Annotated in this window: 12 protein-coding genes and 2 tRNA genes; 6 read left to right on the top strand and 8 right to left on the bottom strand. The window is 60.9% G+C overall.

What is annotated here, in order from left to right:
• Positions 1 to 109: 109 nt before the first annotated feature.
• The 3 genes from KHO23_RS22050 to KHO23_RS22040 all read right to left on the bottom strand — a co-directional run bounded on the left by KHO23_RS22050 (position 110) and on the right by KHO23_RS22040 (position 5,340).
• Positions 110 to 2,608 (bottom strand): acyl-CoA dehydrogenase, encoded by a 2,499-nt coding sequence (locus KHO23_RS22050; protein ID WP_211613350.1) that lies wholly within the window; start codon positions 2,606 to 2,608, stop codon positions 110 to 112.
• 253 nt (positions 2,609 to 2,861) lie between these two features.
• Positions 2,862 to 3,731, bottom strand: coding sequence for a TetR/AcrR family transcriptional regulator (locus KHO23_RS22045; protein WP_211613349.1), 870 nt, complete (start codon positions 3,729 to 3,731; stop codon positions 2,862 to 2,864).
• Between the two features lie 388 nt (positions 3,732 to 4,119).
• Positions 4,120 to 5,340 carry an MFS transporter gene (locus KHO23_RS22040; RefSeq protein ID WP_211613348.1) on the bottom strand — a complete coding sequence of 407 codons (1,221 nt, stop codon included), beginning with the start codon at positions 5,338 to 5,340 and terminating at the stop codon, positions 4,120 to 4,122.
• A gap of 406 nt (positions 5,341 to 5,746) precedes the next feature.
• Here KHO23_RS22040 and KHO23_RS22035 point away from each other — a divergent pair, with 406 nt between their 5' ends.
• Positions 5,747 to 6,121: an MAPEG family protein gene (locus KHO23_RS22035; protein ID WP_211613347.1), complete on the top strand. Its 375-nt coding sequence runs from the start codon at positions 5,747 to 5,749 to the stop codon at positions 6,119 to 6,121.
• 65 nt (positions 6,122 to 6,186) lie between these two features.
• Here KHO23_RS22035 and KHO23_RS22030 read toward each other — a convergent pair whose 3' ends face one another.
• The gene (locus tag KHO23_RS22030; RefSeq protein WP_211613369.1) at positions 6,187 to 6,429 is read right to left on the bottom strand and encodes a hypothetical protein; all 243 of its coding nucleotides are present in this window, start codon (positions 6,427 to 6,429) and stop codon (positions 6,187 to 6,189) included.
• Between KHO23_RS22030 and KHO23_RS22025 the strand changes: the two genes are divergently transcribed.
• Complete coding sequence (locus KHO23_RS22025; RefSeq protein ID WP_211613346.1) at positions 6,341 to 7,672, top strand: chloride channel protein; 1,332 nt, start codon at positions 6,341 to 6,343, stop codon at positions 7,670 to 7,672. The genes KHO23_RS22030 and KHO23_RS22025 overlap by 89 nt on opposite strands.
• Positions 7,673 to 7,768: 96 nt before the next feature.
• Here KHO23_RS22025 and KHO23_RS22020 read toward each other — a convergent pair whose 3' ends face one another.
• Positions 7,769 to 8,206: a MarR family winged helix-turn-helix transcriptional regulator gene (locus KHO23_RS22020; RefSeq protein ID WP_211613345.1), complete on the bottom strand. Its 438-nt coding sequence runs from the start codon at positions 8,204 to 8,206 to the stop codon at positions 7,769 to 7,771.
• A 349-nt stretch (positions 8,207 to 8,555) separates the two neighbouring features.
• Between KHO23_RS22020 and KHO23_RS22015 the strand changes: the two genes are divergently transcribed.
• Complete coding sequence (locus KHO23_RS22015) at positions 8,556 to 9,767, top strand: porin (protein WP_211613344.1); 1,212 nt, start codon at positions 8,556 to 8,558, stop codon at positions 9,765 to 9,767.
• A 203-nt stretch (positions 9,768 to 9,970) separates the two neighbouring features.
• On the opposite strand, the gene KHO23_RS22010 is transcribed toward KHO23_RS22015, so the two are convergent.
• Positions 9,971 to 10,393, bottom strand: coding sequence for a phage integrase central domain-containing protein (locus tag KHO23_RS22010; protein WP_236066952.1), 423 nt, complete (start codon positions 10,391 to 10,393; stop codon positions 9,971 to 9,973).
• 414 nt (positions 10,394 to 10,807) lie between these two features.
• Between KHO23_RS22010 and KHO23_RS22005 the strand changes: the two genes are divergently transcribed.
• Both KHO23_RS22005 and KHO23_RS35135 read left to right on the top strand, forming a co-directional pair.
• On the top strand, positions 10,808 to 11,902 hold the full coding sequence (locus KHO23_RS22005; RefSeq protein WP_236066951.1) for a type IV toxin-antitoxin system AbiEi family antitoxin: 1,095 nt from the start codon (positions 10,808 to 10,810) through the stop codon (positions 11,900 to 11,902).
• Between the two features lie 257 nt (positions 11,903 to 12,159).
• A complete protein-coding gene (locus KHO23_RS35135; RefSeq protein ID WP_236066950.1) occupies positions 12,160 to 12,645 on the top strand; it encodes a nucleotidyl transferase AbiEii/AbiGii toxin family protein in 486 nt (161 codons plus the stop codon).
• Positions 12,646 to 13,544: 899 nt separating this feature from the next.
• Here the strand turns inward: KHO23_RS35135 and KHO23_RS21995 are convergent.
• Both KHO23_RS21995 and KHO23_RS21990 read right to left on the bottom strand, forming a co-directional pair.
• Positions 13,545 to 13,631, bottom strand: a tRNA-Leu gene (locus KHO23_RS21995).
• A 242-nt stretch (positions 13,632 to 13,873) separates the two neighbouring features.
• Positions 13,874 to 13,960: transfer RNA gene (locus tag KHO23_RS21990), tRNA-Leu, on the bottom strand.
• Between the two features lie 304 nt (positions 13,961 to 14,264).
• Between KHO23_RS21990 and rnr the strand changes: the two genes are divergently transcribed.
• Positions 14,265 to 16,778 carry a ribonuclease R gene (gene rnr, locus KHO23_RS21985; protein ID WP_211613342.1) on the top strand — a complete coding sequence of 838 codons (2,514 nt, stop codon included), beginning with the start codon at positions 14,265 to 14,267 and terminating at the stop codon, positions 16,776 to 16,778.
• The last annotated feature ends 205 nt before the right edge of the window (positions 16,779 to 16,983 follow it).

Raw genomic sequence — 16,983 nt, 5'->3', positions numbered from 1 at the left:
CCGCTGGCCACGGTCGAAGGAAGTCCCCTGGGGGAAGTCGGACGTGTGTCAGTGTGCACCCAGTTTGGGGCATCTGCGTGTGCCCCGCCTGGATGTTTTTTTAAGGTACTCAGGCCGCGAGTTCCAGCGCTTTTTCGAGCGCGTCCTTGCGCTTTTGCAAGTTGGCGAGCATATCGAAGTCGGCGGGGAAGTCGTCGACCTGCACGACTTGCGCGCCATACCGCGCGTAGTCTTCGAGCACGCGGCGATCGTCGGCATCGATCAGGCCTTTGTGCTGGGCCGCTTCGGTCCACGCGGCCAGTTGCGGCAAGCTCTGCGGCATCGGTTCGAGCAGGCCTTGCTTGACCGCTTCACGCAGTTTCTGGTCGATCTGCGTGAAGCGCGGGTTGAGCGCGAACACGAGTTCGCCGTAGCCGAGCGCATCGACATCCGGATGCGGCACATACGAGTCGGACACGAGGCGGTTGCGCGCCGCGCCCGGCGTTTGCATCAGCTCCGCGATCTCGGTGCCGAGGCGATCGGACGGCTCGCGATACGGCAGGCCGAACGGGAAGGCCAGCACGCGCACGAGATTCGCGGCGAGGCGGTTCGGGTAGTTCGCGAGTACGCCGTCGAGCGCATGTTGCGCCTTGTACAGCGAGTCTTCGACGCCCCAGCGCACCAGCGGCAGATCTTCTTCCTGACGGCCTTCGTCTTCAAAGCGCTTGAGTGTCGCTGAGATCAGGTAGAGCTGCGAGAGCACATCGCCCAGACGCCCGGAAATGCGCTCACGCCGTTTCAGATCGCCGCCGAGCACGAACATGGAGACGTCGGCGAGCAGCGCGAATGCGCTCGACATGCGGGTCGCTGCGCGGTAGTACGGCAGCAGCGGCGCGTACGCCGTACGCGGTTTGGCGATGAACGCGCCGCCCGTGATGCCATAAACGAAACTGCGCACGACGTTGGAGAGCGTGAAGCTGACGTGGCCGAAGAAAGCCGCATCGAAATCGCGCAGCGCCCTGGCGCGATCCGTCTCGCGCGTGGCTGCCATTTCCTTCAGCACATACGGATGGCAGCGAATCGCACCCTGGCCGAAGATGATCAGGCAACGCGTGAGGATGTTCGCGCCTTCCACGGTGATCGCGATCGGCACCTGCTGATAGGCGCGCGCAAGAAAGTTCGACGGACCCATGCAGATGCCCTTGCCGGCGGCGACGTCCATGCCGTCGTTGATGACCATGCGGGCACGTTCGGTGATGTGATACTTCGCGATCGCCGAAATCACCGAGGGTTTTTCGCCGAGGTCCACCGCATGCGCGGACAGGCGGCGCGCGGCGTCCATCACATAGAGATTGCCGCCCATGCGGCCGAGCGCTTCCTGCACGCCTTCGAACTTGCCGACGGCGGTGCGGAACTGGCGGCGAATCGCGGCATAGGCCCCGGTGCCACGCACGGCGATCTTCGCCATCCCCACATTCGACGAGGGCAGCGAAATCGCGCGGCCCGCCGCGAGACACTCCATCAGCATGCGCCAGCCGTTGCCGACTTGCGCGCGGCCGCCGATTACCCAGTCGAGCGGAATGAAGACGTCTTTGCCGGAGTTCGGACCGTTCTGAAACACCGCGTTCAGCGGCCAGTGACGGCGGCCGATATTGACACCCGGATGGTCGGTCGGAATCAGCGCACAGGTGATACCCGGTTCTTCATTCGAGCCGAGCAGATGGTCGGGATCGAGCGCGCGGAACGCGAGGCCGAGCACGGTGGCGATCGGCCCGAGCGTGATATAGCGCTTGTCCCAGGTAACGCGAAAACCCAGCGTTTCGCGGCCTTCGAACGTGCCCTTGCAGACGATGCCGACGTCGGGAATCGCTGCCGCATCCGAACCCGCATAAGGGCTCGTCAACGCGAAGCAGGGGATATCGTCGCCGCGAGCGAGCCGCGGCAGATAATGATTTTTCTGCTCTTCGGTGCCGTAATGCATCAGCAGTTCAGCGGGGCCAAGCGAGTTCGGCACCATCACCGAAACGGCGGCGGCCGAGCAGCGCGTGGAGAGCTTCATGATGACCTGCGAATGCGCATACGCGGAGAACTGCTTGCCGCCGTACCGCTTCGGAATGATCATGCCGAGAAAGCCTTGTGCCTTGATGTACTGCCAGGTTTCCGGCGACAGATCCTGCCACACCATGGTGGTTTCCCAGTCGTTCGCCAGATCGCACAGATGCTCGCATTCGACGTCGAGAAACGCCTGTTCCTCGGCGGTGAGCGTGGCCGGGCCGTAGCCGAGCAGGGTGTCCCAATGCGGGCGTCCGGAGAACAGTTGGGCGTCCCACCAGACGGTGCCGGCTTCGATAGCATCGCGCTCGGTCGGTGACATCTCCAGCAGGATTTTGCGGAAGATGTCGAGGACCGGCTTCGCGAGCCACGCGCGGCGCAGTGGTTTGATCGTAAGAACGAGGGCGGGGAGGACGAAGATGATCGCGAGCGCCGTCGTCGCCACCGGGCCCGCTGCTCCGCTGACATGCGCGGCTGCCACCCAGACGATCATGAAGGCAAGCCACCATGAAGCGCGCGCCTGAACGTAGACGAGCGCGAGCGCGGCAATGACGAGCACTAGGATGAACCACGGCATGACGTTTCCTCCTGTTTCGATGGTGCGTGCGAACGCATCCACGGGTCGCGGACGGCTCGCGTTCTGTTGGTCTTCTAACTGGCGGTGTTGCTGCTGCGCTGCGTGCCTGCTTCGCGTTTCGTGTCGTGTTTACAGTTCGACAGCGTGACGTTGCTTAGGTGCGGGACTTAGACGTGCTGCTCGGGTGTGCGGTATTCATGATGTTTTATTTGCGCGCGGACGGCCTGCGGCAGCGCCGCCCGCGCCATTCGGTTCACGCCGTGCCGTGCAACGCGGGCTGAAACGAACTAGCCTCCATGTTGCCGCCGCCGTGTCGTTCACCGTCCGAGGCTCCCGGCTCCGAGGGCTCAAACCCGCCTGACACCTGCTGTATGTCCACAGCCGGGGTCGCGCATTCCATCTGGCCTTCCGGGCCGCCTTCGGTTGCATCGCCCAGCACGGCGGCGAAGGTGGCCAGTTGCGAGCCGTCGGGCAAGGGCGCTTTCAGCGCGGCCACCATCAACGAAGCGAGACGCGCGATCAGTTGCAGATCGTTCATCGACTTGCCCTGTGAGAACTCGGAAATCAGGCTGTCGGTATCGGTGCCGGCCAGCACCCCGGACAGCGCACCGATGGCGAAGTGCAGACGCCAGCCGAGTTCTTCACGCGGCAGATGCGGCAGCGCGCGCTGGAAGGCATCGAAAAAACGTATCGCCACCGACTCGTAATGCGCATTCAGAAAGTCCCGGATGAACGCGGACGGATCCGTATAAGCGCGCCCCAGCAAGCGCAGAAACGCCTTGCCGCCGACGCGCGGATCGCGCGACAGCCGCAGCGCGGGAATGAACATCGCGCCGAGCACGTGCTCGCAAGTCAGTCTCGCGCCGAGCATTTCGTCGAAGCGGTCGAGCAGCTTGAGCCGCTCCTGGTTGAGCCGGTCGAGCCGGCGCGACAGCATCGAGTGAATCAGCGATTCCTTGCTGCCGAAGTGATAGTTGACTGCCGCGAGATTCACTTCGGCACGCGAAGTAATCTGGCGCAGCGACATAGCCTCATAGCCGCATTCGACGAAGAGTGTTTCGGCGGCGTCGAGGATGCGGGACTTCGTGTCGCCGGCATGCCGGCCTGTTGTGCGAACTGCCATTTTGCGTCTCCCAGTTGCCGGGCATCCGGCCCGCAAACAAGCGATTCAAATGACTATTTGAAACAGTCGTTTTTTTCAGGATAAAGAAGGATGAGGACTGCGATCAAGGACTCTGTGTGGACTAACTCCTCTAGAAGACCTGACGAAGGTCCGTCTTTCCAATGCGCGCGGGCGCGTCAAACCGCGCGGAAATAAAAAAGGCCGTTCCGATCGAAATCGGAACGGCCTCGTATTGCTTGCTACCTGTGTTTGGCCTTGCGCTTGCTTTTCTTGGCGGCGGTTCGAGCCGCCTTTGTTTCTATTGTGCCCGATAAAGCGCCGGCGAAAAAGCCGTTTAGTTCGAACGCTTAAAGCTGTCCATCAATCCCCCGATCCCAGGGGGACTTTCTTAGGCGCGTGCTTCGACCTGTTTCGCCGACTGCGTCATGTCGATGCCGCGGCGTTCGCGGCTGAACGGAATCAACGCGGCGATCACCACCACCACGATACCGATCACGACTGCCATGATCAGCGCGTAGTTGTTGCCGTGTGCCTCGGCGGCGCTCGCCTGCAGCGGGCCGTTCACCGACGCGATCAGATTGCCGAGTTGATACACGAGGCCCGGGAACGTCGCGCGAATTTCATCGGGCGAGATTTCGTTCAGGTGCACCGGAATCACACCCCATGCGCCTTGCACGGAGATCTGCATCAGGAAGGCGCCGGCCGCGAGCAGTACAGGCGTGGACGAGAAAGCCCACAGCGGCAACACCGGCAACGCGATCAACGCGGCGATGAAGATCGCGCGCTTACGGCCGATCTTCTCCGAGATATAGCCGAAGAACAGGCCGCCGCAAATCGCGCCGATGTTCAGCGTGATCGTGATCAACGACACGGTATGCGCGTCGAACCCATGCTGCACGCGCAGGAAGGTCGGATACAGATCCTGCGAACCGTGCGAGAAGAAGTTGAACGCGGTCATCAGCACGATTGCATAGAGCGACAGCCCGATGTTCTGCTTGAGCGTGGCGACGAGACCCAGATGCTCTTTCTTCTCGAGTGTCTTGAAGGCCGGTGACTCCGGCACGTGCGCGCGGATATACAGCACCAGCAACGCGGGCAGCACGCCGACGAAGAACATGCCGCGCCAGCCGATGTATTGGTAGAAGACCCCGAACACGACCGAGGCGAGCAGATAGCCGCTCGGATAGCCGGCCTGCAGGAGACCCGAGACGATGCCGCGCGACTTCGCCGGCACGGTTTCCATCGTCAATGCGCCGCCCACGCCCCATTCGCCGCCCATCGCGATGCCGAACAGCGCGCGCAGCACGAGCAGGGTGGTCAGGTTGGGCGAAAAGCCGGACAGCAATTCCAGCAGCGAGAAGCACGCGATGTTGACCATCAGCGTGGGACGGCGGCCGTATTTGTCGGCGAGCCAGCCAAAAATCAATGCGCCGAGTGGACGCATCGCCAGGGTCAGCGTAATGCCGAAGGCGATCGTCGGGATTTTTGTATTGAACTCCGCCGCGATATCTTTCAATACGAACACCATTAGAAAGAAATCGAATGCGTCGAGAGTCCAGCCCAGATAGGCGGCGATCGTGACGTTTCTCTGTTCCCGTGTCCAGCTCATTGATTGTTCTCCTGAGTCTCCAATAACCCGTGTTTCACAACGGGCGGCTCTGCAGCCCCGTGCGGCCTGTGCTGTGGGCTCCGAGCGAGTGTACGCCGAGCGTTAAACGCTTGCATGATTGAACCCACGTTTATCCGTATTAATCCCTGGAGCGAATTTCATACTGAATCTCGCAGCATAGGGATTGTTTGGTAAATGTAATTATTGTATTAATCGTGTCTGACGTTTCGTTTGTTATTTGTAATGTTTATCTGGTGTCGGCGAGTGGCAATACGGTCAATCTGACTTCCGGGTTTCGCGTGCCGGTAGAGGCGGCACTCGTGTGATTCAGATTGGCGGCAGCGGATGCAGGCGGGTATAACAGCGGCTCGCGGCATTCGCGCCGCGCATACAAAGGAAAAGACGAATGACAATTCCGCATCTATGCCTGCTCATCGTGATGGTGCTGCCGTTTCCGTGGACCATGCTCGCGAAGGTCAGCAAGCGCTACGACAACGGCGCGCCGCGCGCTTATCTCGCCGGCCTCGAAGGCTGGCGCGCGCGTACTCACGCGGCGCATCAGAATGCGTGGGAAGCGCTGGCGATGTTTACCGCGGCGATCGTCGTCGCCGGGCAGGCAGGCGGTTCGAGCCAATGGATCAACTGGCTGGCGATTACGTTTGTCGTTACGCGCGTGCTGCATGGCGTGCTGTATGTGGCGAATCTGGCGTCGTTGCGCTCGCTGGTGTGGTTCGTCGGCGTCGTGTGTGTGGTGTCGATGTTTTTCTTGTCGGTGAACTGAGGTAAGGCGAAGAGTGGGGGGATGCCGGTGGATGCGTGCCGCCGGGTCCCACGATCGGGACCGGCTCAGGTATTGACGTTTCCGTTTCCGTTGAAGGAGAGCGGCGCGTGCAATATATGCGCATGACGCATCAGTCGAGCAGAAAAATCAATTTGATTCATGCTGCGGCGCGGAATAACATGACCGCCATCCCATTGATACCACCGGTCTCGACGCGTCATGTCACTCAAATTACTCACTTCCGCGGCCGTGCCGCGCGGGCCAAAACCGCTTGGAGTATTGGCCGCGGTGACGTTGCTGACCGGCATTGGCGCCGGCCTCGGCGGCATGCTGCTCGCCTTGCTGCTGCACGGCATTCAGCATCTGGCCTACGGCTACAGCGTGGCGTACCTGATCGGCGACGAGAGTTTTCTGCAAGGTGTCACCCATGCCGTGCCTGAGCGTCGCCTGCTCGTTCTGACGACGTGCGGACTGGTGGCCGGGCTCGGCTGGTGGTCGCTGTATCGCTTCGGGCGGCCGCTCGTGAGCATTCGGCAGGCCGTCAAATCCGACGATCCACGCATGCCTGTACTGAGTACTGTCGTGCATGCGTTGCTGCAGATTGTGACGGTGGCGCTCGGCTCGCCGCTCGGGCGCGAAGTCGCTCCGCGCGAGATCGGTTCGGTGCTGGCCGGGTGGCTGTCGCAGCGCGCGGGGTTATCGGTCGAGCAAAGCCGGATCATGGTCGCGTGTGGCGCCGGCGCAGGTCTGGCTGCCGTCTACAACGTGCCGCTTGGCGGCGCGGTGTTCGTGCTCGAGGTCCTGTTGGGGACGTTCGGCTGGAAGGCGTTGGTGCCTGCGGTCGTGACATCCGCGGTGGCGGCGCTGGTCGCACAATCCGGTCTGGGCAATGAGCATCAGTATCTGGTGCAGCCGTTGACGTTGAGCGCATCGCTGGTGGCCTGGTCCGTGGTGTGCGGGCCGATTTTCGGTGCAGCGGCGTGGGGTTTTACGGAACTGACGAAGCGCGCGCGTGCGCAGGCGCCGAAGGATTGGCGTATGCCGGTGTTGTCGCTCTTGAACTTCGCGATCATCGGCGTCCTGGCGATGCACTTTCCGCAATTGCTCGGCAACGGCAAAGGACCTGCGGGACTGGCATTCGACGGCAACCTGACGATCGCTCTCGCGGCCATGCTGCTGGTGCTGAAAGTGGTGATTACCGTGAGTAGTCTGCGCTCGGGTGCGGAAGGCGGTCTATTGACGCCAGGGCTTGCGAATGGCGCGTTGTTGGCGATCGTGCTCGGCGGGGCCTGGAGTCTGTTTTGGCCCGGCGCTTCCTTAGGCGCATTTGCCGTTGTCGGGGCGACGGCGTTTCTGGCTGCTTCGATGCAGATGCCGATAACGGCCGTGGTTCTCGTCTTCGAGTTCACCCGGGTGAGCCACGATTTTCTGATCCCGGTTCTGTTTGCGGTCGGCGGCGCCGCGCTGGGTTTTCAGGCGTGCACGAAGTGGGCGCCGGCGATGCAGCTTGGTTCAGGTTTCAATTGGAGTGAGGCGGGCAGAGCCCGGTAGACTTTTTGCCCTCGCTAGACGGCTCTAAAAAGAACCGGTGAAACGGACATGACGTACGGCCGCTTTCAGCGCTTCGCGGTTCTTGCTCCGCGCGGCTCAGTCGCCAATGAACTTGCGAAGCAGCCGGCACAATTCCTGGAACTCGGCCTTGGTGAACTTCTTCAGCCGGGCGTTCAACACTTGTGGCGCGATCTCGGGAATCTGGGCCGCGATTTCCTCGCCCTTCGCCGTCAGCGCCAGGTTGACCACGCGGCGATCGTCGCCACTTCGTGAGCGTTCCAGCAAACCGTTGGTTTCCAGCTTGTCCAGCATGCGTGTCATCAGGCCCGTATCGATCCCAAGCAGCTTGGACAGTTCGAACGGCGTTGACGCCGCGCCGCGCCGCATTGAAAGCAGGATGCCCATCTGCTGGCTGGTGATGTCGAGGTCCTTGAGCGCTGAATCCATTTCCGCGGTGATCAGGTTGCGCGCCTTGGTCAGCATGAAACCGACGCTTTGCGTGAGCGTGAAATTCCTGGTCGTGTAGTGGTCCATGACGTCCCCTTGATGTGTTGAAATTTACAATAACTGATATGTCAGATATTGTAAAGGGGAATTTTGACTCCGCTCGATCGTGCTCGATACCAAGCCGCCACTCCACCTCAACCAGAACCACGCGAGTAAAAAAACTAACTAGATCGTACAAATGCGTATAAACCCCGAAAGACATCGGACCGCGTTTGAACAACACTTCGGGTTGGATTGCAAATCTGGGCCACTCAGTGCTCACCCCTCTGCGCATTCGCACCGGCATGCTGGTGCCGGCTAGCGCTACACACCTTGGATTGCCGGGGCGATGACTGGTGTTAGTGATTGAGAATAATTTTTTTAAAGAGGAGCAGAAATGAAAAAGGCATTGGTAACCTCGGCCCTTGGGTTGGTCGCCCTCGGCGCGCACGCTCAGAGCAGCGTGACGTTGTACGGTATCGTCGATGCGGGGATCGGCTATCAGAGCAGCCAGACGTCGCTTGGTTCGACGACCGGCGGTCGTTCGGTGGTCAAGATGGTCAACGGCGTCTGGGCGGGCAGCCGCTTCGGCCTGAAGGGCGGCGAGGACCTGGGCGGCGGCACGAAGGCGATCTTCCAGTTGGAAGAAGGCTTTAACAGTGCAACCGGCGCGCAGTCCGTCACCGGTCTGGCGTTCAACCGGCAAGCCTACGTCGGTGTGACCAATGCGATGTACGGTACGTTCACGGCCGGCCGCCAGTACACGTCGTACTACACGCTGCTGTCGCCCTATAGCCCGACCACGTGGCTGACGGGCGCATACGGCGCACACCCGGGCGACATCGATTCGCTGGATACGCTGTACCGCGCGAATAACTCGCTGGTGTACACGTCGCCGAGCCTGCATGGCCTGACGGTGAGCGGTTCGTATTCGCTGGGCGGCGTGGCGGGCAGCACCAATGCCGGATCGACGTATAGCGCGGCGGTCCAGTACCTGAACGGTCCGTTCGGGATCGCGGCGGGTTACCAGCGCATCAATAATGCGGCGTCGGGCGGCGGTGCGTGGGACCCCAACTCCACGACGTCGAATAACGGCGCGCAGACGGCTGTGTCGGGCATCAACAACGGCTACCAGACGGCGCAGGCGCAACAGCGCGTTGCGGTGACGGGCGGCTATGCGTTCACTTCGCAATGGGACGTGTCGTTCTCGTATTCGAACGTGCAGTACATCCCGGGCATCCACTCGGCGTTCCACAACGAGGCGATTTTCAACACCGCGGGCGCGGTGCTGCACTTCAAGCCGCTGTCGGCGCTGGACCTGGCCGCCGGCTATAGTTATACGCGCGCAACGGAGTCGAACGGCATCACGAGCGCGGCCAGCTATCAGCAGTTCAATCTCTCGCAGTACTACAGCCTCTCCAAGCGGACCGGCCTGTACGCGCTGGAGGCCTACCAGCGTGCGGGCGGCAAGACCCTGGTCCCGAACAAGGCCGGCACCGCCACGAGCATCATCGACGCAACGGCCGATATCGGCGACGGCCAGAACAGCGCGCCGTCCTCGTCACGCAGCCAGTTCGCTGCAGGCGTGGGTATCATTCACCGCTTCTAAGCGGGCAGGGTGGCGGAGTCGCGTGACTCCGCCACCGCAATTTGTTTCCGACACGCGATGGTTGGACTGTGTGCTGCCGTAGCCGGTAACGTCATCTAATAAGGATAACTACGCGTGAACCGAAAAGAAAACCTACTCCGGTCAATTTGAAAGAGTCGCTTCACGTCATCTCTCTTGTCACAGAAGTGCAGATGACCGAAAATTTATCCTGGGTCAAGAGGCTTGAAGAAGCAAGGCTTGAGGGCGGCGCGAGTAATGGGCGACTTGTAGGCATCGATAGCAAGAACGAGCGGCGCAATGTCCGCAGGCTTGGTAATCGCTGGTATGTGACCTTTCTTGTGGCGCGGCACAACGCCGCGCGGTGTCAAGGCGGCGCCATCTTCGCGCAGTCTGGTCTGGACGGCGTACGTCACGATGCCACCGACATACTGCCGTACCTTGGTCGCGAGGTTAGGCGCATGAGAGGCAATCGCTTCGAGTACGGGCTTGACCTCTGGCGTGGCGAGCGTTGAGATGGGTTTCTTGCGGAGCGCGGGAGTCAGGTACTCGCGTACGACAAACTCTGCCTTCCGGTAGGTTTCGTCGGCCCATTCCTTGCGTTTGAAGTCGAGCCACCGCCTGGCCACGAGATGGAAGGCGCCTTCGGCTGCGCGTTTGCGGGCGGTGGACTCGGCCCGCCGATGTTCGACTGGATCAATGCCTTCCTGTGGTCTACAGACCTCTGTTCGCGGGCGCGTCGATGCGTTCGCTGCTGAGATAGCGTCGAAGCCGGAAGCCGGAAGCCGGAAGCCGGAAGCCGGAAGCCGGAACCCTGAACCCTGAACCCTGAACCCTGAACCCTGAACCCTGAACCCTGAACCCAGAGACAGCGAAGGTCATTTCAGTCAACGATCTTCGGTGCCGGCAATGTAGCGTTGGGAGTACGAGCTTGTTCAGGCTGGATTGCTGTTCAAAAAGTATGAACAAGAAAAATAGTTGAACAAGGGAGGTTTGCTGTTCATAATGTCAGTATGTTCACATTTTCTGAACAAGCAAACTTTATGAACGCCGATCCGTATGACCTTCTGGGTTTCGACCGCCCGACCCAAGCGCTGCTCAGCCGGATCGTTGGCGCCGTGACCCGGCGAGGACGCGTTCCATTGCGTATCGTCGGCTTCTATCCTGGCGGGAGAAAAGCCGGGCTAGCCGGAGAGGGGCAACTGACGCTCGATGTGAACAGTGTGATCCAGCAATACACGCTTGCGGCCAGAGGCCGGATAAGATCGCGGGAAGAAGTCAACGCCCTTGCGGCGATGAACCACGCCGCGGCCTTTCCAGTCCTGCTGACCACTGCCTATTTGACACCCGCGTTAGCGGACGAGTGCGTCGAGCACGACCTGCAGTTCATCGATCTGGCTGGCAATCTGTACGTGCATGCGCCTGGCCAGTACATGCTTGTAACAGGCAGGCCGGCGAATCCCGAGATCAGGCGTCTGGCATCGAGATCGGGGAAGCCCGCCGTCTCCGCGAGCGCCTCTGCGCTCAGGATGATTTTTGTGCTGCTATCTGCTCCAGAGTTGCTTAACCGTCCATACCGGGAAATTGCGGCGGCGGCGGGTGTGGCGCTTGGCACCGTTGGCAGTGTGCTGGACGACCTGCGTGAGCGCGGCTTGCTGGCGGGCACGGACGACAGGCGATTGCTCGATCCTGCAGCGCTCTGGGAAGAGTGGGCGATCAACTATGCGCTTCGCCTGCTGCCGAAGCTCAACGTGCAACGGTTCGCAGTAGGCGATCCATCGTGGTGGCAGCATGCCGAGCTTCCTGCAGGGCAGGCGTGGTGGAGCGGGGAGGTTGCTGCTGCAAAACTGACCGGGCAGCTTCGACCGGCCGCGCAAACGCTCTATGTCGAACCCACGGCAAGACTGGCGGTGACGATGGCGCTCGCGAAGCGTCACCGCTTGCGTGCCGATCCCGCCGGCACACTCGAAATCATCGATGCCTTCTGGCATCTCGACGAGGCACGGACGGAAAAAGTGACGGCGCCACCTTTGCTCGTGTACGCAGATTTGCAGCGTACGAGGGAGCCTCGCAATGCGGAGGCTGCGGTGTTGATTCGCAACCAGATGGAGCAGGCGGATGACTCCAGTCCATCTTAAGACGCCGCTACCGGAAGGAAAGCAGGTTCTGCTGACGATCATGGATCGCGTTGCCCGATTGATGGGCATGCGGTATTTCGTTGTCGGTGCGACGGCGCGCGATATCCTGATGTATCACCTCCACGGATTCCCTCTCAACCGCGCCAGTCCTGCATCGGTTTCACTATTCGCCAACCGTGGGAGATGGCTTTCCGGTCGATCTGGTCCCGTTCGGCGGCGTCGAGATTTCTCCCGCGCAAGTGGCGTGGCCTCCGGACATGACAATCGTGATGAACGTAGTGGGCTACGCCGAAGCGCTGGATAGTGCGGTGACCGTGTGCATCGCAGATCACTGTGAGATCCCCGTTGCATCGATACCGGGTCTCGTGATGACAAAGTTGATCGCGTGGCTGGACCGTGGGCAGTCCAATTCGAAAGACGCGGTGGACTTCCGGTATCTGCTGGAAAATTATGCTGCTGCAGGCAACGTCGACAGGCTGTATGGAGAAGAGTTGCCATTGCTGGCCGCGTGCGATTATGTGTTCGAGCGCGCCGGTCCGAGATTGCTGGGATTGGATATAGCGTCTATCGCTTCCGCGGAAAGCAAGCAACAGATCGTCGGCATTCTGGATGCCCCCGACCTGCATGATCGGCTGGTGATGCATATGTTGCGGGGCGAGTCTCACTACGGCGACGCGGTAGGGGAGATTGAGAACCGGCTTGCTGAATTCAGGATCGGGCTGATGGAATGGCCCGGGCCGTGATTTGCTGACTGTGCTCGAGGGAGAGCTGTTGCCTACGAGGCGAAACCGACAGTTAAAGAACCTATCTGCCCCGTCCGAAATAACTTGACCACTACACTCCGCCGTTTCGCAGATGGGGTCCGGTCGGTCAGCAGGTAGGAAGGTTGGTGGCATTGAGCGCCCTCGGTGTGCACCGAACCGACGAGCAACAAACGAGGAATGCCATGCTGGAAAGCCAGATCGTGACGCAATTGGGGAAATTGGCGCTCAAATGGCTTGGGGCGGTCGGATCTGCCTTGGTTTCGTGGGCCATTAAGCCAGTGGTTGGCGGCGCTGGCGCGGTAAGCTCTACAGCACCAAGGCCATCGAGGACGAAATACGGGAATTAAAGCTCCACCTAGCCATGCGTTTCTGTGGCCGATTTGGTCTGGTTGGTTGGAACCCTTGGGATTTCTTCGGTGACGTGGTCGAATATCGGCGCTATCGATATTTGCCAGGTGTAATTCTCTACTCGGCTCTATCGAGTCGTTGGGCATTGACGACTGCGGTTTGGGTGCCTCTTATATTCCGCCGACGCAAGCTGGCGTTCGAGCTCGATGACGATATGCGACGCGCCTCCGAATACGCGTTTCGCCGAGGCAAGGGCGCCCGGCCGATCCAAGCGACTCAGAACGCTGAATCATGAAGCGACTTAAGGTTGTCAGCGTACGAGCTCGCTGACTAAAGAAAAACGAAAGCGTTGCCACCCGAGTCTGTCAGCTAGTTCCAGTCAGTCAGCGGCGATCTCCTGAACTTTCAACGTACTGGCTGTTGTACTACTTGGAGGCTGGCTTGGCGCAGGCGATCTTGCATGTCCAAAAACAAAAAACCCCGCGAAGCGCTAAGGCTTAACGGGGTGCTTTGTTTCACTTGAAGAGGGGTGGTGCCCAGGAGAGGACTCGAACCTCCACGGTGTTGCCACCGCTAGGACCTGAACCTAGTGCGTCTACCAATTCCGCCACCTGGGCACGTCTTCAAGCTAGACAGCTATTTTAGCGTGCTGATGCAGCGTGTCAATCCCCACATGCGAACTAACTATCGCTTCATCAATCGCCCGGTTGAGTCGTGCAGCGAAGCAAAACTTCACTGCTCAAATACGGAGACTCAACCGTCCTGCTAACCACACAATCGGATCGACACAAGCCGAACCGGATCACGCAGCCTCACACAAAAAAATGAAGCCGCCCGAAGGCGGCTTCATTTTCGAATCTGGTGCCCAAGAGAGGACTCGAACCTCCACAGTGTTGCCACCGCTAGGACCTGAACCTAGTGCGTCTACCAATTTCGCCACCTGGGCAGGTGATGAACAGCAAAGAACGCCATTATAGCGACAGATTCAGGGCTGTCAAGCGTTTCTCAAAAGTCGCTTAAACATCGCGGCAGCGAGCCTGCATGCGGCTCACAGCGGCTATTGACGGGCCGCGTGGCGCCCAAGACGGGTGTTAGAATGCCTCGCAGTAGTTCGTTGGCACGGTGCACACGCCCGTCGGACTCAGACTTGAACGAGCCGGACCCGAGCAGTCATTCCAGTGCAATCGCAAGTGCAACTTAAGCGCAACCCAAACGCTTCTTAAGCCGAGCCACATCGCCGACCGACGTCCATGCAACGAGAAAAAATCATCGACAAGCCCTTGAGCAAATTCCCGTATCCGATTCCGAGCCGCGAAGAAATCCTGGGCGTCCTGCGCACGAGTGAAGCGCCGCTTGCCGCGAACGACATCGCCGAAGCCCTGTCGATCAAGCGCCAGGAGCGCGAAGGATTTTTCAAGCGCTTAGGCGCCATGGAGCGCGACGGCCAGATCCGGCTCGATCAGCGCAATCTCTATCAACTGACCCATCCGTCGAACTTTGTCGGGGGCCGCGTACAGGGCCATCGCGACGGCTACGGCTTCCTCATTCGCGACGACGGTCAGGACGATCTGTTCCTGCCCACCGGCGAAATGCAGAAGGTCATGCACAACGATCGCGTGCTCGCACGCATCGTCGGCTATGACCGCCGCGGCAGGCCGGAAGGGCATATCGTCGAAGTCACGGATCGGGCCAACAAGCGGGTGATCGGCCGCCTCCTCAACGAGAACGGCGCGCTGATCGTCGCGCCTGAAGACAAGCGGATCGGTCACGACATCCTGATCACGCAGAACACCAAGAAGGCCAAGGTCGGCCAGGTGGTGGTGGTCGAGTTGACCGATTTCCCGAGCCGTCATTCGCAGCCGCTCGGCCGCGTGGTGGAAGTGCTCGGCGATATTGACGACCCCGGCATGGAAATCGAAATCGCGGTGCGCAAGTACGGCGTGCCGCACGAATTCAGCCAGGCCGCGCTCGACGAAGCCGCCAGGCTGCCCGACGAAGTCCGCCCGGTCGACGCGCGCCATCGCATCGATCTGCGCGACGTGCCGCTCGTCACGATCGACGGTGAAGACGCCCGCGACTTCGACGACGCTGTCTATTGCGAACCGGTTCAGGTCGGCCGCGGCGAAGGCTTCCGCCTGATCGTCGCGATCGCGGACGTCTCGCACTACGTGCACCCGAAGAGCGGGCTCGACGCGGACGCGATCGAGCGCAGCACCTCGGTGTACTTCCCGCGCCGCGTGATTCCGATGCTGCCGGAGAAGCTGTCGAACGGACTGTGCTCGCTCAATCCGAACGTCGACCGTTGCGTGCTGGTGTGCGACATGATCGTCACCGCGCGCGGCGAAGTGAAGGCGTATCAGTTCTATCCCGGTGTGATGCACTCGGCCGCGCGGCTGACCTATACGGAAGTGGCCGCGGTGCTGAAAAACACCAAGGGGCCGGAGGCCGCGCGCCGCGCTGCCTTGTTGCCGCAACTGCAGAATCTGTATGGCGTCTACAAGTCGCTGTTCGCCGCACGGCAGAAACGCGGTGCAATCGACTTCGATACGACAGAAACGTACATCGTCTGCAATGCGCAGGGCAAGATCGAACAGATCATTCCGCGCACCCGCAACGACGCACACAAGCTGATCGAGGAATGCATGCTGGCCGCGAACGTCTGCGCGGCCGACTTCCTCAAGCGCAACAAGCACCCGGGTCTGTTCCGCGTGCACGCCGGGCCAACCGCCGAGAAGCTCGAGAATCTGCGCACGTTCCTGCGCGGCATGGGCCTCACGCTTGCCGGCGGCGACAAACCGCACGCCAGTGATTACGCCGCGCTGATGGCGCAGATCCGCGAACGGCCCGACGCGCAGATGTTGCAAACCATGCTGCTGCGTTCGATGCAACAGGCCGTCTACAGTCCGGACAACATCGGCCACTTCGGTCTGGCGTATGAGGCGTACGCGCACTTCACGAGCCCGATTCGCCGTTATCCGGACCTGCTCACGCACCGGGCGATCTACGCCATTTTGCAAGGCCGCAAGTATCAGCCGGAGCCGCCGCAGGGCGTCGAGTTGAATACGGCGCTGTCGCCGCGTGCCCGCGCGATGCAGCAGTCCGACGAGGAAAAACGAGGCCGTCAGCGCGCGAACAACGTGGCGATCTGGGAAGAACTCGGTCTGCATTGCTCGGCCAACGAACGCCGCGCGGACGAAGCATCGCGCGACGTCGAAGCCTGGCTCAAGTGCTACTTCATGCGCGACAAACTCGGTGAAGAGTACGGCGGCATGGTGAACGGCGTGACGTCGTTCGGCATTTTCGTGCAGCTCGATTCACTGTTTATCGAAGGCCTCGTGCACGTCACCGAACTGGGCTCGGACTACTTCCAGTACGACGAGATCAAGAACGAGCTGCGCGGTGAGCGCACCGGCATTCGCTACCGCCTGTCGGATCGCGTGCGGGTGCAGGTGAGCCGCGTCGATCTCGATGCGCGCAAGATCGACTTCCGCCTCGTGCGCGATACGCCGATCAAGCCGCCCGCGAGTCGTCCGGCTCTCGCCGACAAGGCATCCGGCGAAAGCGGCGGTGCGCGCGTACGTTCGTTGCCGCCGGTAGATGGCGTGGGCGGCGCGGCGGCCGGCGCGGGTGGACGGCGCAAGAAGGCTGCACCGGCGCAAACCGCGGCCGTCAAGGAAGCACGCGCAGCACGCGGCGCGGCGAAGAAGCACGGCGGCGCGTCGGCCAAGCCGGCATCGAAATCGCAGGCCCGAAAAAAGCGCTGAAGTCGCGTGACGGCCTGAACCGCGCGCATCGGGTACGTTCAAACGTACCGGTTGCGCGCGGTCTTCGTTCGTGGTTTTTGTTCGCGGTCTTCGTTCGCGGTCTTCGTTCGCAGTTTTCGTTTTTCGCAATCAAGTCAAGTATCGAATCAGATACGCTAGCAACACGCCAGGCAGGCGCGTATTCATCACAGCAGCGCGCGTTTCG

Source organism: Paraburkholderia haematera (assembly GCF_905220975.1).
In the GTDB taxonomy this organism is placed as follows: domain Bacteria; phylum Pseudomonadota; class Gammaproteobacteria; order Burkholderiales; family Burkholderiaceae; genus Paraburkholderia; species Paraburkholderia haematera.
The sequence above is the reverse complement of the archived record's forward strand: the minus strand, read 5'-3'. Positions and strand labels throughout refer to the sequence as shown.

Excerpts from the sequence above, each read along its gene's own strand:
- KHO23_RS22050 (WP_211613350.1), bottom strand. The coding sequence starts at position 2,608 with ATGCCGTGGTTCATCCTAGTGCTCGTCATTGCCGCGCTCGCGCTCGTC.
- KHO23_RS22045 (WP_211613349.1), bottom strand. The coding sequence starts at position 3,731 with ATGGCAGTTCGCACAACAGGCCGGCATGCCGGCGACACGAAGTCCCGC.
- KHO23_RS22040 (WP_211613348.1), bottom strand. The coding sequence starts at position 5,340 with ATGAGCTGGACACGGGAACAGAGAAACGTCACGATCGCCGCCTATCTG.
- KHO23_RS22035 (WP_211613347.1), top strand. The coding sequence starts at position 5,747 with ATGACAATTCCGCATCTATGCCTGCTCATCGTGATGGTGCTGCCGTTT.
- KHO23_RS22025 (WP_211613346.1), top strand. The coding sequence starts at position 6,341 with ATGTCACTCAAATTACTCACTTCCGCGGCCGTGCCGCGCGGGCCAAAA.
- KHO23_RS22030 (WP_211613369.1), bottom strand. The coding sequence starts at position 6,429 with ATGCCGGTCAGCAACGTCACCGCGGCCAATACTCCAAGCGGTTTTGGC.
- KHO23_RS22020 (WP_211613345.1), bottom strand. The coding sequence starts at position 8,206 with ATGGACCACTACACGACCAGGAATTTCACGCTCACGCAAAGCGTCGGT.
- KHO23_RS22015 (WP_211613344.1), top strand. The coding sequence starts at position 8,556 with ATGAAAAAGGCATTGGTAACCTCGGCCCTTGGGTTGGTCGCCCTCGGC.
- KHO23_RS22005 (WP_236066951.1), top strand. The coding sequence starts at position 10,808 with ATGAACGCCGATCCGTATGACCTTCTGGGTTTCGACCGCCCGACCCAA.
- KHO23_RS35135 (WP_236066950.1), top strand. The coding sequence starts at position 12,160 with ATGACAATCGTGATGAACGTAGTGGGCTACGCCGAAGCGCTGGATAGT.
- rnr (WP_211613342.1), top strand. The coding sequence starts at position 14,265 with ATGCAACGAGAAAAAATCATCGACAAGCCCTTGAGCAAATTCCCGTAT.